17 protein-coding genes are annotated in these 15,910 nt (G+C 64.6%); 4 read left to right on the top strand and 13 right to left on the bottom strand.

Annotated features, from left to right (window positions below; genetic code table 11):
- Nucleotide 1 precedes the first annotated feature (1 nt).
- Nucleotides 2-898 (top strand): 4-(cytidine 5'-diphospho)-2-C-methyl-D-erythritol kinase, encoded by an 897-nt coding sequence (locus tag K6301_RS02595; protein ID WP_247219106.1) that lies wholly within the window; start codon nucleotides 2-4, stop codon nucleotides 896-898.
- Nucleotides 885-1,433 (top strand): molybdenum cofactor biosynthesis protein B, encoded by a 549-nt coding sequence (gene moaB, locus K6301_RS02590; RefSeq protein ID WP_247219105.1) that lies wholly within the window; start codon nucleotides 885-887, stop codon nucleotides 1,431-1,433. Before K6301_RS02595 ends, moaB begins: the two co-directional genes overlap by 14 nt.
- A 6-nt stretch (nucleotides 1,434-1,439) precedes the next feature.
- Here the strand turns inward: moaB and K6301_RS02585 are convergent, their stop codons facing one another.
- Entirely contained in the window at nucleotides 1,440-1,976 is a 537-nt protein-coding gene (locus K6301_RS02585) for a glycosyltransferase family protein (protein WP_247219103.1), read from the bottom strand.
- Nucleotides 1,977-2,146: 170 nt separating this feature from the next.
- Between K6301_RS02585 and K6301_RS02580 the strand changes: the two genes are divergently transcribed.
- Together K6301_RS02580 and K6301_RS02575 are read left to right on the top strand one after the other, a co-directional pair.
- The gene (locus K6301_RS02580; protein ID WP_247219101.1) at nucleotides 2,147-3,304 is read left to right on the top strand and encodes a PA0069 family radical SAM protein; all 1,158 of its coding nucleotides are present in this window, start codon (nucleotides 2,147-2,149) and stop codon (nucleotides 3,302-3,304) included.
- Nucleotides 3,305-3,513: 209 nt separating this feature from the next.
- A complete protein-coding gene (locus K6301_RS02575; RefSeq protein ID WP_247219099.1) occupies nucleotides 3,514-4,164 on the top strand; it encodes a ribonuclease HII in 651 nt (216 codons plus the stop codon).
- Nucleotides 4,165-4,371: 207 nt separating this feature from the next.
- On the opposite strand, the gene K6301_RS02570 is transcribed toward K6301_RS02575, so the two are convergent.
- The 12 genes from K6301_RS02570 to K6301_RS02515 form a co-directional block, all read right to left on the bottom strand.
- Entirely contained in the window at nucleotides 4,372-4,857 is a 486-nt protein-coding gene (locus tag K6301_RS02570) for a F0F1 ATP synthase subunit B (RefSeq protein WP_247219097.1), read from the bottom strand.
- A gap of 10 nt (nucleotides 4,858-4,867) precedes the next feature.
- Nucleotides 4,868-5,521, bottom strand: a complete 654-nt coding sequence (locus K6301_RS02565; RefSeq protein WP_247219095.1) for a F0F1 ATP synthase subunit B — start codon at nucleotides 5,519-5,521, stop codon at nucleotides 4,868-4,870.
- Between the two features lie 89 nt (nucleotides 5,522-5,610).
- Nucleotides 5,611-5,838, bottom strand: coding sequence for a F0F1 ATP synthase subunit C (locus K6301_RS02560; RefSeq protein ID WP_117368645.1), 228 nt, complete (start codon nucleotides 5,836-5,838; stop codon nucleotides 5,611-5,613).
- A 67-nt stretch (nucleotides 5,839-5,905) separates the two neighbouring features.
- Nucleotides 5,906-6,658 carry a F0F1 ATP synthase subunit A gene (locus K6301_RS02555; protein WP_247219093.1) on the bottom strand — a complete coding sequence of 251 codons (753 nt, stop codon included), beginning with the start codon at nucleotides 6,656-6,658 and terminating at the stop codon, nucleotides 5,906-5,908.
- A gap of 61 nt (nucleotides 6,659-6,719) precedes the next feature.
- On the bottom strand, nucleotides 6,720-7,115 hold the full coding sequence (locus tag K6301_RS02550) for an AtpZ/AtpI family protein (protein WP_247219091.1): 396 nt from the start codon (nucleotides 7,113-7,115) through the stop codon (nucleotides 6,720-6,722).
- A 265-nt stretch (nucleotides 7,116-7,380) separates the two neighbouring features.
- Entirely contained in the window at nucleotides 7,381-8,502 is a 1,122-nt protein-coding gene (locus tag K6301_RS02545) for a cell wall hydrolase (protein WP_247219089.1), read from the bottom strand.
- Between the two features lie 312 nt (nucleotides 8,503-8,814).
- Nucleotides 8,815-10,716 carry a potassium transporter Kup gene (locus K6301_RS02540; RefSeq protein ID WP_247219087.1) on the bottom strand — a complete coding sequence of 634 codons (1,902 nt, stop codon included), beginning with the start codon at nucleotides 10,714-10,716 and terminating at the stop codon, nucleotides 8,815-8,817.
- A gap of 14 nt (nucleotides 10,717-10,730) precedes the next feature.
- Nucleotides 10,731-11,714, bottom strand: a complete 984-nt coding sequence (locus tag K6301_RS02535) for a magnesium transporter CorA family protein (protein ID WP_425475365.1) — start codon at nucleotides 11,712-11,714, stop codon at nucleotides 10,731-10,733.
- 181 nt (nucleotides 11,715-11,895) lie between these two features.
- Complete coding sequence (gene apbC / locus K6301_RS02530) at nucleotides 11,896-13,077, bottom strand: iron-sulfur cluster carrier protein ApbC (RefSeq protein WP_247219085.1); 1,182 nt, start codon at nucleotides 13,075-13,077, stop codon at nucleotides 11,896-11,898.
- 123 nt (nucleotides 13,078-13,200) lie between these two features.
- Entirely contained in the window at nucleotides 13,201-13,944 is a 744-nt protein-coding gene (locus K6301_RS02525; RefSeq protein ID WP_247219082.1) for a LuxR family transcriptional regulator, read from the bottom strand.
- 84 nt (nucleotides 13,945-14,028) lie between these two features.
- On the bottom strand, nucleotides 14,029-14,700 hold the full coding sequence (locus K6301_RS02520) for a helix-turn-helix transcriptional regulator (RefSeq protein WP_247219080.1): 672 nt from the start codon (nucleotides 14,698-14,700) through the stop codon (nucleotides 14,029-14,031).
- A 324-nt stretch (nucleotides 14,701-15,024) separates the two neighbouring features.
- Nucleotides 15,025-15,816 carry an IclR family transcriptional regulator gene (locus tag K6301_RS02515; protein WP_247219078.1) on the bottom strand — a complete coding sequence of 264 codons (792 nt, stop codon included), beginning with the start codon at nucleotides 15,814-15,816 and terminating at the stop codon, nucleotides 15,025-15,027.
- Nucleotides 15,817-15,910: the final 94 nt, after the last annotated feature.

Here is a 15,910-nt window from a genome sequence, read left to right as displayed (position 1 = left end):
CATGCCCGGCGACACCCTTTCGGGCTTTGCCGTTATCGAACCGGCGCCCGCCAAGATCAACCTCGCGCTGCACGTGGTCGGCGAGCGCGGGGACGGCTACCATCTCCTCGACAGCCTGGTGACCTTCACCGCCTTCGGCGACCGCATCGCGCTGTCACCGGCCGGGGAAGACCGCTTCACGCTGTCCGGCCGCTTTTCCGCTACGCTTGCGGCCGAGAACGACAATCTCGTCACCCGCGCGCGGGACCGCCTGCGTGCGGCGCTGGAAGCAACCGGGCAATCCGCCCCGCCCGTGCATATCCATCTGGAAAAGAACCTGCCCATCGCTTCCGGCATCGGCGGCGGCTCGGCGGATGCCGCCGCGACGCTGCGCGGCCTGCTTGGCCTGTGGCAGGCAGGCTTGCCTCGCGACCGACTCGACGCCATCGCCATCGGGCTCGGCGCGGATGTGCCCATGTGCCTTGCCGGCCGGCCCTTGCTGGCGCGCGGCATCGGCGAGGACATCACGCCCGTGGCGCTTCCCGCGCTCTCCATGGTGCTGGCCAATCCGCTTGTCGGCGTCTCGACGCCGGCCGTGTTCCGTGCGCTTGCCTCCAAGCGGAATGCGCCGCTCGTTCTACGGGATGCGGCCGTTGACTGGCTGGATGCCATTGCCGGCCTGCGCAACGACCTGGAGCCGCCCGCCCGACGCCTCTGCCCGCAGATCGGGGAGCTCGCTGATGATCTCGCCGCGACGGATGCGCGCGTCGTGCGCATGTCCGGTTCCGGCGCCTCGTGCTTCGCGCTATACGATTCGGACGCGACGGCCGAGGCGGCGGTGGCCCGGCTCAGGCAGCAGCACCCGGACTGGTTCATCACCGCCACCCGAACGCTGGAGGGACACGATGGCACGCCTTGACGAAACGAGACCCTTCATCCCCGTCGGCATCGCGGTGTTGACCGTCTCGGATACCCGCACGCCCGAGACCGACCGGTCGGGGGATACGCTGGTCGCGCGCATCGCGGACGCAGGCCACCGGCTGGTCGCCCGCGCCATCGTGCCCGACGATATCGCCGCCATCCGCACGCAGGTCGAAGCCTGGACGCGCGAGGATGCGGTCGACGTCGTCATCACCACCGGCGGCACGGGCTTTACCGGCCGCGACGTGACGCCGGAGGCGCTGGAGCCGATCTTCGAGAAACGCATGGACGGCTTTTCGGAGGTCTTCCATCGCATCTCCTATGACAAGATCGGCACCTCCACGATCCAGTCGCGCGCAACGGGCGGCGTTACCAACGCCACATTCATCTTCGTGCTGCCGGGCTCGCCTGGGGCCTGCAAGGACGCCTGGGACGGCATCCTCAAGGCGCAGCTCGACTATAGGCACATGCCCTGCAATTTCGTGGAAATCATGCCGCGTCTCGACGAGCACCTGAAGCGCTCGGCCGGCTGAGCCGCCTCAGCCCGCCACCAGCTGCGCGCGCATCGCCCTGATCGCCCAGGCGGGCACGATCTCGGCAACGAGCGAAAAGGTCTTGGTGCCCTTTGCGATGTCGGACAGGGACATGCCCGTGCGCACGGCGGCCGCAGCCTGCCGCTTGCTGACGAGATAGCCCTGTTCGAGCGGAGAGACGCGGCGGCCGAAGCGTTTCAGGAACGGCCTGCGGTGATTGCGCGAGCCGGTGAACCGCGCCGGGCCGGCGCTGACCGAGACATGGTCGACGATGGCATCGACCCAGCCGGCCATCGGCCGCGCCCCGGGTTCGAGCAGGAGCAGCCAGTCGCCGCGTGCGGCGCGCACCACATCCTTCATGTCCCAGCTGGTGAGAAACCGGCACCCTGCGGCATCGGCCACGCGGGCGGAACCGTCGCGCGAGCCGTGATCGAGCACGACCACCTCCCGCACGACTCCCTCGACCGCGCCCGGCACGAGCGCCGACAGCGTCTGTGCGAGCTCGGCCTCGTTGTCCCGGCATTCGATGATGATCGTCAGCATATATCTCCCTACCGCATCGCAGCATCAATTTCCACCGTCGCAAGGCAGGCACATCGCCGCATGGTTAGGCGACATGGTTAGCGGGCACGATTTTGTTCTTGCATTGTTCTCGTTTCGATTATAGGAATATAGTCATTGAACCGGGGCGAGACGCCCCGCCGGAGATAGCCATGAACGATCTTGCAAACCTCAGGCAGGGCGCCCTTGCGCCCGGCCATACGAAGGATGTTGCCGAAGCGCTGCTGGCTGATACGGGCATGCGCGTCGATGGAGAGCGCCGCCGCGGCCGGGGCGCCGGGCTCAACTTCACCGGCCGCTTCGAGCCGGTGACGCGGGAGAGCTTCGACGACGGCTGGCAGACGCTGGAGGAACTTCCGCCCTTCCGCACCGAAGTCCAGGTCGAGAAGCCGCGCACCATCATCACCCGCAACGAATCGCCGGATATTCCCTTCGACCGCTCTATCAATCCCTATCGTGGCTGCGAGCATGGCTGCATCTACTGCTTTGCGCGCCCGACCCATGCCTTCATGGGCCTCTCCGCCGGCCTCGACTTCGAGGCGAAGCTCTTCGCCAAGCCGGATGCGCCGAAGCTGCTCGAACGCGAATTGTCCAAGCCCGGCTACAAGCCGCGCGTCATCGCCATCGGCACCAATACCGATCCCTACCAGCCCATCGAGAAGGAATGGCGCATCATGCGCCAGATCCTCGAAGTGCTCGACAAGGCCAACCATCCGGTGTCGATCGTCACCAAGTCGGCACTCGTCATGCGCGACATCGACATTCTCTCCCGCATGGCCGCCCGCGGCCTTGCCTGGGTCGGCATGTCGGTGACGACGCTCGACCGCAAGCTCGCCCGCACCATGGAACCGCGCGCGGCGACCCCGTCGCGCCGGCTGGAAGCAATCCGCGCGCTTTCCGATGCGGGCATTCCGACCGCCATCATGATGGCGCCGATCATTCCCGGTCTCAACGACCACGAGATCGAGAAGGTGCTCGATTCGGGCAAGGCGGCGGGGGCGATGGAGGCGAGCTATGTGCTCCTGCGCCTGCCGCTGGAGGTGAGCCCCCTCTTCCGCGAATGGCTGCTGCGCAACTACCCGGACCGCTACCGCCACGTCATGTCGCTCGTGCGCTCCATGCGCGACGGCAAGGATTACGACGCGGAATTCGGCAAGCGCATGAAGGGCGCCGGTCCCTATGCATGGCAGATCGCCCGGCGCTTCGAAATGGCCAGCAAGCGGCTGGAACTGACGCGGACGCGCCGCAACCTCTCCGGCGACCAGTTCGTTCCGCCGTCGGGCAGCGGCGTGCAGTTGTCCCTGCTGTGATGGCGCCGGCGCGACGCGCGCACGGGTTCGAGGTCGTTGGGACAGGCATCGCGCTCTTGAACTGAATGTGTGAGACCCGCGCCGCGTCGGTGCAGATCTTGCAAAACCTCTTCCGGTCGCGTCATCCCCTGGACGCGCCGGGTGTTCCTCCGACCGCCGCCCCTGTCGGAGGACTTGCAGGGAATCGGACGGATGTGCAAGGTCCCCGCATGGCCAAGAGCACATCCTCCGATTCCCGCCTTCTTTTCGATATGCCCGAAGGGCCCGACTTCTCGATGGAAATGGCGGCGAAAAAACGCGGCCTCTGGCCCGTCGCCGGCACGGATGAGGCCGGGCGCGGGCCTCTCGCCGGACCCGTCGTCGCGGCGGCGGTCGTGCTCGACCCCGACAATATTCCCGACGGTCTTCACGATTCTAAGCAATTGAGCGCCGCCAGACGCGAAATGCTGTTCGCCCGTATCATGGAAACCGCCTTCGTATCCGTCGCCTCCAGCTCCTCGCGGCGCATCGATACGATCGATATCCGCAAGGCGAGCCTCGATGCCATGCGCCGCGCTGTCGCGGGCCTCGAAGTGGCGCCGAAACTGGTGCTGACGGACGGCCGCGACGTGCCGCCGGGCCTTGCCTGCGAGGGCCGCGCCGTCATCAAGGGTGACGCGCTTTCCGTTTCCATCTCGGCCGCATCGATCGTCGCCAAGGTGATGCGCGACAGGATGATGGCGCGCGCGGAAGAGACCTATCCGGGATACGGTTTCGCCGTGCATGCCGGTTACGCGACACAGGTGCACCGCACCGCCATCGAATCGATCGGCCCCTGCCGCCTCCACCGCATGAGCTTCCGTCCGTTGCGCAAGGAGTGATCCGCCCCCTCCGTCGAGACGCCGATCATCCGCTCCGGGCGGGATATCCCGACGCGCGCACGCTTGGCTGCCATCCGGCAGAGGTGCGACAATTTCGCGTCTGCCTGCCGACATGGAGGCCCCAGCACACATCGAGGCGCGGCACAAGCCGGACGCAAAAAAGGCCGGATCGCTCCGGCCTTTTTTAAGACATCGGTGATAGCGGCCTCAGTTGAGGCGGCTTTTCACTTCGCTGATCGCGTTGTTGAAGAGCGCGTTGCCGGTTGCGGCATCGGCCTTTGCGGCGATGACCTTCTCGGCGGCCGCGACAGCGAGGTCGACGGCGGCGGCGCGCACGGCGTTGATCGCGTCGGCTTCCGCCTGCTTGATCTTCTGCTCGGAGAGCGCCGTGCGGCGGGTCACGTATTCCTCGGTCTTCTGCTTGGCGTCGGCGGTCAGCGCGCTGGCTTCGCGTTCAGCGGCCGCGACGATGCTTGCGGCTTCCGCCTCGGCATCCTTGCGCTTGCGCTGGTATTCGGCGAGCAGGTGCTGGGCTTCCTCGCGAAGACGCTTGGCTTCCGCCAGCTCGTTCTGGATCTTCTCGGCGCGGGCGTCGAGACCCTTTGCCATCATGCCCGGAACCTTGAGATAGGCGATGAGGGCAAGGAACAGCAGGAGGCCGACAAAGGCATAGAATGTTGCGTCGAATGCCATGGTATCCTCCTTATTCGCCCGCTGCCGACTTCACGGCCGAAGCGATCTCGGTCTTGCTGGCCTTGGCGCCGATCAGCTGTTCGACGACGGCTGCTGTCGTTTCCTCGGCGATCGTGCCGACATCGGCAAGCGCCTTGGCCTTGATTTCGGCGATACGCGTTTCCGCGCCGGCGATCTTGTCCTGCAGCGAGGCTTCGATCTGGGCGCGTTCTGCGTCGGCCTTGGCCTTGGCTTCGTCGCGCGCGGTCGCGGCGATCGCATTGCCCTTGGCGCGGGCCGCGGCGAGTTCCTGTTCGTAGGAAGCGATCGCTGCGTCGGCTTCCGCCTTCAGGCGGGACGCTTCGTCGAGATCCTGCGCGATGCGGTCGTGACGCGTCTCCAGGATGCCGCCGATGCGCGGAATGACGACCTTCGACATGAGAAGGTAGAAGAGACCGAACGTGATCGCGAGCCACAGAAGCTGCGATGCGAACGTGGTCTGGTCGAACGGGGGGAAGACGCCGGAAGCGTGCTCGCCGCCATGGGCAACACCCGTTTCGGTGTGCACTTCGCCTGCCGGCTGAGCCGCATGCGCATCCGCAGGGGTCTCATGCGTATCCGCAGGAGTTTCCGCCTGGGCGATTTCGAAGGGGGTGGACTCGGCCGATGCCAAGGTCACAGACATGCTGACCTCCAGGGGGCACTCTCAGATCATGTACGGAACGTACGATGGACCACGGCCCTTGCGGGCCATGGTCCAGTCCTCAGCCGATATCAGACGGCGAAGAGGAGAAGGAGAGCGATGAGCAGCGAGAAGATGCCCAGAGCTTCCGTAACGGCGAAGCCGAATACGAGACGGCCGAACTGGCTGTCAGCAGCAGACGGGTTGCGCAGAGCGCCGGCCAGGTAGTTGCCGAAGATGTTGCCGAGGCCGAGAGCCGTGCCGGCGAGACCGAACGTGGCAAGACCTGCGCCGATGTACTTTGCTGCTTCCGCTTCCATGTTGAACTCCTTGAATGGGTTGTTGCGGCTTGTGAGCGGCGCCCGGAGGCACCGACGACTTTATTCCCTAGTGACCACCCGGATGCACGGCATCGTTGAGGTACATGCATGTCAGAACTGCGAAGACGTAGGCCTGCAGGAACGACACGAGGAATTCGAGACCGGTCAGAGCGACGGTCATGAGAAGGGGCAGGATCGCACCGGCGACGCCGACGGCGCCGAGCGCGCTGAGCGAGGTGACGAAGCCTGCGAAGACCTTCAGCGTGATGTGACCCGCCAGCATGTTTGCGAAGAGACGGATCGAGAGGCTGATCGGACGCGAGAGGAACGAGATGACCTCGATCGAGACGACCAGTGGAAGAAGCGCACCGGGAACGCCTGACGGCACGAAGAGCTTGAGGAAGCCGAAGCCGTGCTTGTAGAAACCGTAGACCACCACCGTGCCGATGACGAGCAGCGCCAGCGCGAAGGTGACGATGATCTGGCTCGTGACGGTGAAGAAGTACGGCACCATGCCGAGAAGGTTCGCCGTCAGCACGAACATGAAGAGCGAGAAGACGAACGGGAAGAACTTCATCCCGTGGCTGCCCGCCCCTTCCCTCAGCATCGAGGCGATGAACTCGTAGGACATTTCCGAGACCGACTGCATGCGGCTCGGCACCAGGCCGCGCTGGCCGGTGGTGAAATAGAGGAAGCCGATGCCGGCCGCGACGGTGGCGACCATGAACAGCGAGGCGTTGGTGAACGAGAAATCGATACCGCCGATTTCGATCGGAACAATCTTGTTGACCAGGAACTGATGGGTCGGATCGTTGGACACCGCTTATCTCTCTCGCTTGCCCGCCTTGCGACGGAAGTCACCCACTATGCGGACCGCGTCGTCAGACGCCGTCCTTCTTTTCGGTCTCGTCCCGTCCGCTGCCGGCCTTGCCGGGCTGTCGCCCGGCCAGCCTGTCGACCGGATGGGGCGAAGCCACCATGCCGGCGGCGCGCATGACGTTCAGAACGCCGGCACCGAAGCCGAGAAGGAGGAATGCGATCATTCCCCACGGCCCTGTACCCGCAAAATGGTCCAAAAGATAGCCCAGAAGCGCCCCGACGATCACGGCAGCGACGAACTCGCTCGAGAGCTTCATGGCGACCGCATAGCCTGAACGGCTCGCAGCTGCCCTCGCCTCGGCGGCTTCTTCCGCCCCGTCTGACTTGCGCTTGTCCGCGAGTTCCGCGTCGAGCCGCTTCAGCCGGTCTTCCAGACTTCCCTTTTGATCGTCGGCCATGGCATCCTCCTGCTCGCTTCCGATAAGGCGTTCGCCCCAATGCGGACATATTGAAGGCTAGGATTCAAGCCAAATCCGACCCCTTTCGAAGTCGGGCGCAACATAGTTTTAGGTGCCGGCATAGTCAAGGCGTGGCGGAGCTTTGCGCCGCAGCAAATATATATAATAAAATCAATGGATTGATCGAAAATTCACGGGAAGCGCGACTCTCTGCCCCGGGAATCGCCTGCGCTGTGGCGCGGACTCACCACAGCGCCCAGCGGGCTCAGCTCCAGCCACCGCCATAGGTGCGGTAGAAGATGTGCTTGCCGATCTTTGCCACGCGCTGCATGGTCCGGCCCCACGGCGGCTTGACGTAGGTGGCGTGGTAGTGGGTCGAGGAACCGACCTCATCGATCCAGATCTTTCCGGCCGTGACCGCCATGGCGATTTCCTTGGCCGTCTTCCAGTGCCAGGGCGACAGGATGAGATCGGGAATACCGTCGCAGGCGAAGGAGAACTGGCAGCGGTTGCGCCAGTTCTGGTTCTGGTAGACCACGCCGCAGATCGTATCGGGATAGGCGGGGTTGCGCACGCGGTTGAGGATGACCTGGGCGACGGCGGCCTGGCCCTTCAGCTCTTCGCCGCGCGCTTCGAAATAGATGCCTTCCGCCAGGCACTTCTGCTCCTTCTCGGTGAAGACGCCCGGCGGCAGCGCGGTGGCGGCCCAGGCATGATCCTCCGGCGCGATTTCCGGGATGAAGCGGCCGGTCTCGTCCTTCGGCTTCAGGATCGAATCGAAGGGCGATTCCCGCGCATAATCCGGCTCGACGCGGGCATAGGCGGTGGCAAGGATATCGGCCTTGTCGCTGGTGACGAGATCGGCGATGACGGGCGATACGCCCGGGTTCTTGCGGACCGGTGTCTTCTTGTAGAAGGCCGTGGCGATCTGGATTTCCTTGCCGCGAATGTCGGCCCGCGCGAAGACCATGCGCTGACCGTCGTTGAAGACCGGCGACAGGAGCGAGGACGTGCGTTCCAGAATGGAGCCGGCGGTGAAGTCCTTCGGCGGGCTGACGGGCACCACGGCGACGATACGGCCCTTCTTGTCGCGGCGGTTGATGCGGTCCTCGTCGGGAATGCCGCCCTGGCCCTTGTGTTCGCTGCGCAGCGCCGCCTTGCCGCCATCGGGCAGGTCGACACCCGCGCCGCTCTCGACGCCACCGGTAATCATCGCATCGGCAAAGGAGATTTCGATTTCATGCACCGAGCCGGCGGGCGAACGGGTGAGCACCATGTTCTGGTTGCCGCCCTTGCGGTTGAGCCCCGCCAGATAGGTGGCAAGGTCGGTATGCGCGGCCTGGGTCGGCACGCTGGCGACGAGGCAGGCGGCCAGGACCAAAGGCATTTTCCATTCCCGCTTCAGATAGTCGAAGACGCGGCCTGCCCCGGCATGACGAATGTTACGCTTACGCAACTGACTACTCCGCACGCATGTACGGGCGACCGCGCCGATGAACGACCGGCGTGCCTGCTGCCCGGATATTTTTGTATGGGAGCCAAGCCGCGCCGAGGCACGGGCCCGAAGCGGCTCGCTGTCAGGGTAAAATGAAGCATTAACCTTGATGGTTGGTTAATGCTGATAAATGGTTGGAGGGGAGGCACGGGCCCTCCCCTTCACGTTTTTGTCAGAAGGTCGCGAAAACAGCCGAGCGGCGGCTCAAATGACGACGTGCGAGCCGAGTTCCACCACGCGATTCGTCGGCAGGCGGAAATAGTCGGAAGGGTCGGTGGCGAGGTCGGCTAGGGCGATGAACAGGCGGTCCTGCCACATGGGCATGCCGGATTGCGCATCGGGCACCAGCTTGCGGCGGCCAAGGTAGAACGAGGTCGACATGATGTCGAACTTGTGCCCCGCCTTGCGCATCACGCCGAGCGCCTGCGAGACATTCTGCGTTTCCATGAATCCGAAGCGCATCTCGATGCGCGAGAAGCGCTCGGAGATGCGCTCCACGGTAAAGCGGTCGGCCGGAGCGACGCGCGGCTTGTTGGCCGTCGTGATGGTCAGCACGAAGTTCTGCTCGTGCAGGACGTGGTTGTGCTTGATGTTGTGCAACAGGGCCGCGGGCGCGAAATCCGGGTCGCTCGTCAGGAAGATCGCCGTGCCGGGAACCTGCACGGGGGCATGCGTGCTGTGCTTTTCCAGCGACTTCACGAAGGCCGACATCGGCACCTCGATGCGGCGCGTCTTGTCACGCAGGATGCGTGTGCCGCGCGTCCACGTCCACATGATCACCACCACGCCGGCAGCGATGGCGACCGGGACGTAGCCGCCGTCATGGATCTTGAGCAGGTTCGCGCCGAGGAAGGTCAGCTCCAGCAGGAAGAGCGGCAGAAGCACCATGGCGGCGGTGAGAGGCTTCCAGTGCCAGCGTGCACGCAGGAATTCGAAAGCGAGCACCGTCGTCACGACCATCGCGCCGGTCACGGAGATGCCGTAGGCGGTGGCGAGCGATTCGGAAGAGCCGAAGAGGAAGACCAGCAGCATGACGCCGAGCAGCAGGACGGTGTTGACCGCCGGCAGGTAGATCTGCCCGGTCTGCGTCTCGGATGTGTGGAAGATCTCCATGCGCGGCAGGAAGCCGAGATGGATGGCCTGGCGGGTGAGCGAGAAGGCGCCGGTGATGACCGCCTGGCTGGCGATGATCGTGGCAGCCGTGGCGAGGATGACCACCGGCAGCAGCGCCCATTTCGGGAACATCAGGAAGAACGGGTTGGAAATCGTTTCCGGCCGGGCCAGCACCAGCGCGCCCTGCCCGAGATAGTTCAGGGTGAGCGCCGGGAAGACCAGGCAGAACCACGCCCACTGAATGGGCCGGCGGCCGAAATGGCCGAGATCGGCATAAAGCGCCTCCGCCCCGGTGACCGTCAGGAACACCGCACCCAGCACGACGAGGCCGAGATAGCCCTCCGTCGCCATGAAATGCACCGCGTAATAGGGATTGAAGGCCGCGAGAATCCCGAGATCATCGGAAATATGCGTGATGCCGCCGAGACCCAGCACGATGAACCATATGGCGGTGATCGGCCCGAAGAATTTCGAGACGGCGGCGGTGCCGAGCGACTGCACGGCAAAGAGCAGCACCAGGATGACCACCGATATGGGCACGACATAATCGCCGAAAGCCGGCGTGACGAGCGTCAGGCCCTCGACGGCTGACAGCACCGACAGCGCCGGCGTGATCATGGCATCGCCGATGAAGAGGGCCGCGCCGGCCGCGCCCATGAAGAAGAGGATGGGCGCATGCTTGCCGGCCGTCTTCATCAGCAGGGCCAGCAGCGACAGCGTTCCGCCTTCGCCGTGGTTGTCGGCGCGCAGCAGGAAGAGCACGTATTTGAGGGTGACGATGATCGTCAGCGTCCAGATCATCAGCGAGATGAGGCCGATGACCTCCTCGCGCACGAGGCCATCGCCGGACACCGGCCGCAGCGCTTCGCGGAAGGCATAGAGCGGACTGGTGCCGATATCGCCATAGACGACGCCGACGGAGCCGAGCGCCAGAAGAAACATTGCGCGCGGGCGGCTTTCGGGGTGCGCTGCGCTGCCGGTACTTGCGTGCATGGGACGATCAGGCGTCAAAGCCAGCCTTTCCAGCGGAAAAAGAAAAACGGAAGGATCGCCGACAGGACCATCGCCCCAAGGGTGAGCGGATAGGCATAGGCGACATGCAGTTCGGGCATGAATTCGAAGTTCATGCCGTAGATGGAGGCGATGAGCGTCGGCGGCAACAGCACCACCGAAGCGATCGAGAAGATCTTGATGATCGCGTTCTGCTCGAGATTGATGAGACCGAGCGAGGCGTCCAGCAGGAATGTGATGTTGCCGGCAACGAAATTGGCATGCTCGGACAGCGACTGCACATCCCGCGTCACCGTGCGGCAAAGCTCCAGGCTGTCGCGATCGGACTGCAGCGCGGGCAGGCCATGCAGGAAGGTCAGGACGCGTGAGAGCGACAGCAGGCTGTCGCGCGTCTTCGCAATGAGCCGGTGCAAAGCGGAGACCTGCACGACCCGATCCTCCAGGTAGCGCGGAGGCCGGCGCGCCAGGTGCCGCTTGTCCCCGAAGACTTCAAGCGAGAGCTTGTCGGCCCGCGTCACGGCAATCTCAAGGATTTCGGCGGTGCGGTCCACGATGGTCTCGAGCAGCCGCGTCACCATGACCGTCGGCGAGGAACAGCCGCCGGGAATGCGGCGCATGGCGGTTCGGAATATCTCGAAGGAGCGCGGCTCCGCATAGCGCACGGTCAGCAGTCGTTCCGGCGTCAGGATGAAGGCGACGTCGGTGAGAAACGGCAGGTCGCTTTCGGCCTTCACCATCAGCGAGGCCGTCATGTAGGCGGCACTGCCATCCGTATAGAGCCGGCTGGATGGCTCGATGTCCTTGAGTTCGTCGCGGGTCGGGATTTCGAGGCCGAGCATGCGCTCGGCCAGCGCCTCATCGGCACGGGTCGGCTCGACCAGATCGACCCACACGGCACCGGCAAGGGCCTCCGTGGCGGCAGAATCGGTCTCAGCGGGCAGGGCCTGCGCCGCGCCATCGGGACGGAAGACGGTGATCACCGGCGAATGGCTCCGAAACGGACCATCGCACACACTCCTGTTACATACCGGCTGGCGGCAGGCTGGGGATATTGCGCGGCGCAACATAAAAATCAAGGCCCCCTCCCCCACCGCGTATTCGGCGGCGGAGGTCGGGGACCTTGATCATAGTGTCAGCAATCGGGAGCGGCGGGCAGCCAGCCTATTCGAAGACGATGGCGGGCGCACCGCGGGCACCCTTGCCCTGCACGGTTTCGAGTTCCTGCCAGACGCGGGTCGCGATCTCGCGATAGGTCTTCGCCGCCGCGCCCTCCGGGTTGGAAACCACGACTGGCGTTCCGGCATCGGAGGTTTCGCGGATATCCATGGTGAGCGGAACCTCGCCGAGGAAGGGCACGCCGATGCGCTCGGCCTCCTTGCGCGCGCCGCCATGGCCGAAAATGTCGTAGCGGTTGCCGGTGTCGGGCGCGATGAAATAGCTCATGTTCTCGACGATGCCGAGCACCGGCACCTCGACCTTGGAGAACATGTTGAGGCCCTTGCGCGCATCGATGAGCGCAAGGTCCTGCGGCGTCGAGACGATGACGGCACCGGCCAGCGGCACCTGCTGCGCCATGGTCAGCTGGGCATCGCCCGTGCCGGGCGGCATATCGACGACGAGCACGTCGAGCTCGCCCCAGGCGACCTCCCGCAGCATCTGCATGAGCGCGGACTGGATCATCGGTCCGCGCCAGATCATCGCCACCTCCTCGTCGACGAGGAAGCCCATGGACATGACCTTGATGCCGTAGTTTTCCATCGGCTTGATGATGCGGCCTTCGATCTGCTGCGGGCGACCGGAGATCTTCAGGAGGCGCGGCATGGAGGGGCCGTAGATATCGGCATCGAGGATGCCGACGCGCAGACCGTTGGCCTTCAGCGCGAGCGCCAGGTTGACCGAGGTGGTCGACTTGCCGACGCCGCCCTTGCCGGAGGCGACCGCGATGATGGCGCCCACGCCGGGAATGCCGGATTTCGCGCGCTGCGAGGGCTGACCCGGCGCGGCATGGGCGTGGCCGGCGTGATCGTGCGCAGCGCCACGGCCCGGCGGCTGCGGGTTCGGAGCGCGGGCGGCAGCCGGGCCGGATGCGGCCCGCTTGTCCGCGGTCAGCGCCACCATGGCGGCCTTGATGCCGGGGATTTCCTTGACGACCCGCTCGGCGGCGGCGCGCATGGGATCGAGCTCACGGGCGCGCTCGGCCGGCACGGTGATGGAGAAATAGGCCTTGCCGTCGGAGATGAAGACATCGGAAACGAGGCCCATGTCGACGATGTTGCCGTCCATATCCGGGCCACGCACCGTGCGCAGCCGTTCCAGCACCTGTTCCTTGCTTACATCCGTCATGACATCCTCTTGAGACCCCGCCGTGCGATCGCCGGCCTTGTCCGTAGATAATGCACGCGACGGCTGTCGCCAACGACTTTGTCTGCGGCGGAAGGCTCAAGGCCTGCGGCAAAAATGGCGGCGTCAGGTGATGAGGCCGCGGCGGATCGCCTTCACGACCGCCTGGGTGCGGTTGACCGCTTCCAGCTTGCGGGTGACCTGATTGAGGTAATGATTGACGGTGTGCTCCGACAATCCCAGGATCTCAGCGATTTCCAGGCTCGTCTTGCCGGCGGCGGTCCAGCTGAGGCACTGGACTTCACGCTCGGTCAGCACGACCTGGCCGGTCTTCCAGGCAGAGCCGATTTCCGCAAGCCGATTGAACAGATGTACGGAGATCATCTGCAGCATCAGACGGTCTTCGCGCTTGAGCGCGAAATTGTCGCCGCCCCAGACGACGGCGCCCCGATTGCCGAGCGCATCGTGCACCGGGAAGAAGTGGCCGACCAGCATACCGTGATCGGTCATCATCTCAAGCAGGTCGCCGAATTCCGGATCCGCGCTCGCCTCGCCGAGCCAATCGCGCATGTCGTAGGAGAAGGGCACGGTGGTCAGCCGCAGCTTACGGATGCCGGCGCTGTGGCGGACCATGCGCATGGCATCGTATTTGGCGAGAACTTCCTGGGGCCAGTTGCTGACGATGGAATAGGCCGAGAGCTTTTCCGCCTCGAAACCCGGCAGATTGAAGACGATGAAATATTTCAGACCATACTGTTCGCAGCGCCGGCGCATGTAGCGCACGATGTCGAACTGGGTCGCCAGCCCGGCAATCTCAGCAGCGTCGTCGTTTACCTGGTATTCCTCGCTGCTTTTTTCGTCAGCAGTCATTGGTGCCCCGCACTGTTCATGTCTTCCCTTGAGCATTTGGAGCGGGACCACGCGCATTCCAGACAGTCACAAGGTGTCTTCCCGTCAGTTCAATAGCCCGGCCCTGATCGCCTTGACGACGGCCTGGACCCGGTTGACCGCATCGAGCTTGCGCGTCGCGCGGTTCAGGTAATGGTTCACGGTATATTCCGAGAGACCGAGGATTTCCGACATCTCCACGCTCGTCTTGCCGGCCGAGGCCCAGGACAGGCACTCGATCTCGCGGCGTGACAGCGACACGTTCTGGCGCCGACGCGCCCGCAGTTCGAGAACCTGGGTGAACACGAGATTGGCGATGGCGTTCAGTTCCGCCATCTCGTCGGGCCGCAAGGCCTCACGCGTGCCGCCGAAGGCGAGCGCACCGCGCAGGCCGGCGGAATTGTGCGCCGGAAAATAAGCGCCGCGCGGCAGGCCATGGCCTTCGAACAGGCGCATGGCGATCTCCGACTTGCCATCCGCACGGCGGCGGTTGGTGCGTTCGGCATCGTAGGAGAAGGGGGTCGTGCTCTGCCGCAGATGCTCGATGACGGGACTGCAGAAAATGAGGCCCGCATTGTCGTAGGCCTGGAGCATGTCCTTCGGCCAGGACGTCATGAGAACATGCGAGGAGAAATTCGTCGGCGCTTCCGACGGCACGTTGATCAGGATGTAGCCGTTGAGGCCATGGCGATGCGCGATCGCCAGCAGAGTGTCGGCAATATCCGATTCCGATCCCATCGCCGACGGGCCCGAATCCCACCGCTGATGAAACTTCGCAGAATCCGTATGAAGTCGATCCGCCATAATCACCTTCCCTCAGCACGCATGCGAAAGTGCGGCAGGTCTGCCAACACGATACACTGCTTGCTTCAGGAACCCCCGTATCCCAATGCAAGTATTTCCGATGGATCGCGCCTCAAGCCGCGATGAGCGACGCAGCCCGCAGGCTTGTCGACAATGAAGCTAATGAGCCCCTCCGCTCACGTCCAGCGCGATTTTCTAATTTACCGTAAAATGCGGTGATAAGATGGGTTTTGTCCGGTTACGTACACAGCGATCGCGTCAACGTTGTGGACCAAGGCGCGCATCCAACTCATTCTTGATGGCACCGGCCGCCTCTCTGACCAGCGGCACCCAGGCCTCCAGCTTTTCCTGCCCCACGCGATAGGCCGGTCCCGTGACGGAAATGCCGGCGACCAGCGAGCGGGCGGCATCGCAGACCGGCGCGGCGACGCACCGGATGCCGGGCTCGTGCTCTTCCCGGTCGAAGGCCACGCCGCTGCGGCGCACCGCCTCCAGCTCGCCGAGCAGCGCCGCGCGGTCGACAAGCGTCTGCGGCGTGAAGCGGCGGAATTCGATGCCTGAGAGAATCACCTCCAGCGCGGCATCATCAAGGGTGGAGAGCGCGGCCTTGCCGACCCCCGTGCAATAGACCGGCGAGGCATTGCCGATCTGCGAATTCATCCGCACCGCCTGACGGCTTTCCACCTTGTCGAGATAGATGATCTCGCGGCCACGCAGCACACCGAGATGCACCGTCTCGCCCGTTTGCGCGTGCAGCGCCTCCAGGAACGGAGCAGCCACGGCGCGGAACTCGTTGCGCGCCCAGCTCGCCGAGGCGAGTTTCAGGAGGCGCAGGCCCGGCACGTAGACGTGATCGGCGCGAAGCTCCAGCAGGCCCTCCTGTACGAGATGGGTCAGCTGGCGGTGCAGCGTGCCGCGCGGCTGGCCGCTGACCGCGAGGATATCCGTGAACCGCATCGGACGCTCGGCGAGCGCCACGGCCTCCAGCACGGCCATGGTCTTGCCCAGCGTGCCGGTGCCGACCGTCTCGTCCTTCTGCTCCGTCGCCATCTGCGCCGCTCCGCTCAACCCTTGACAGGGCGGCAGCCTAGCGAAATAATTCCGAATAATCAAACTCAGTTCCAAATAATGGAACTGCACGGGA

Origin of the sequence: Shinella oryzae, assembly GCF_023038235.1 — a bacterium.
GTDB lineage: Bacteria > Pseudomonadota > Alphaproteobacteria > Rhizobiales > Rhizobiaceae > Shinella > Shinella sumterensis.
The sequence above is the reverse complement of the archived record's forward strand: the minus strand, read 5'-3'. Positions and strand labels throughout refer to the sequence as shown.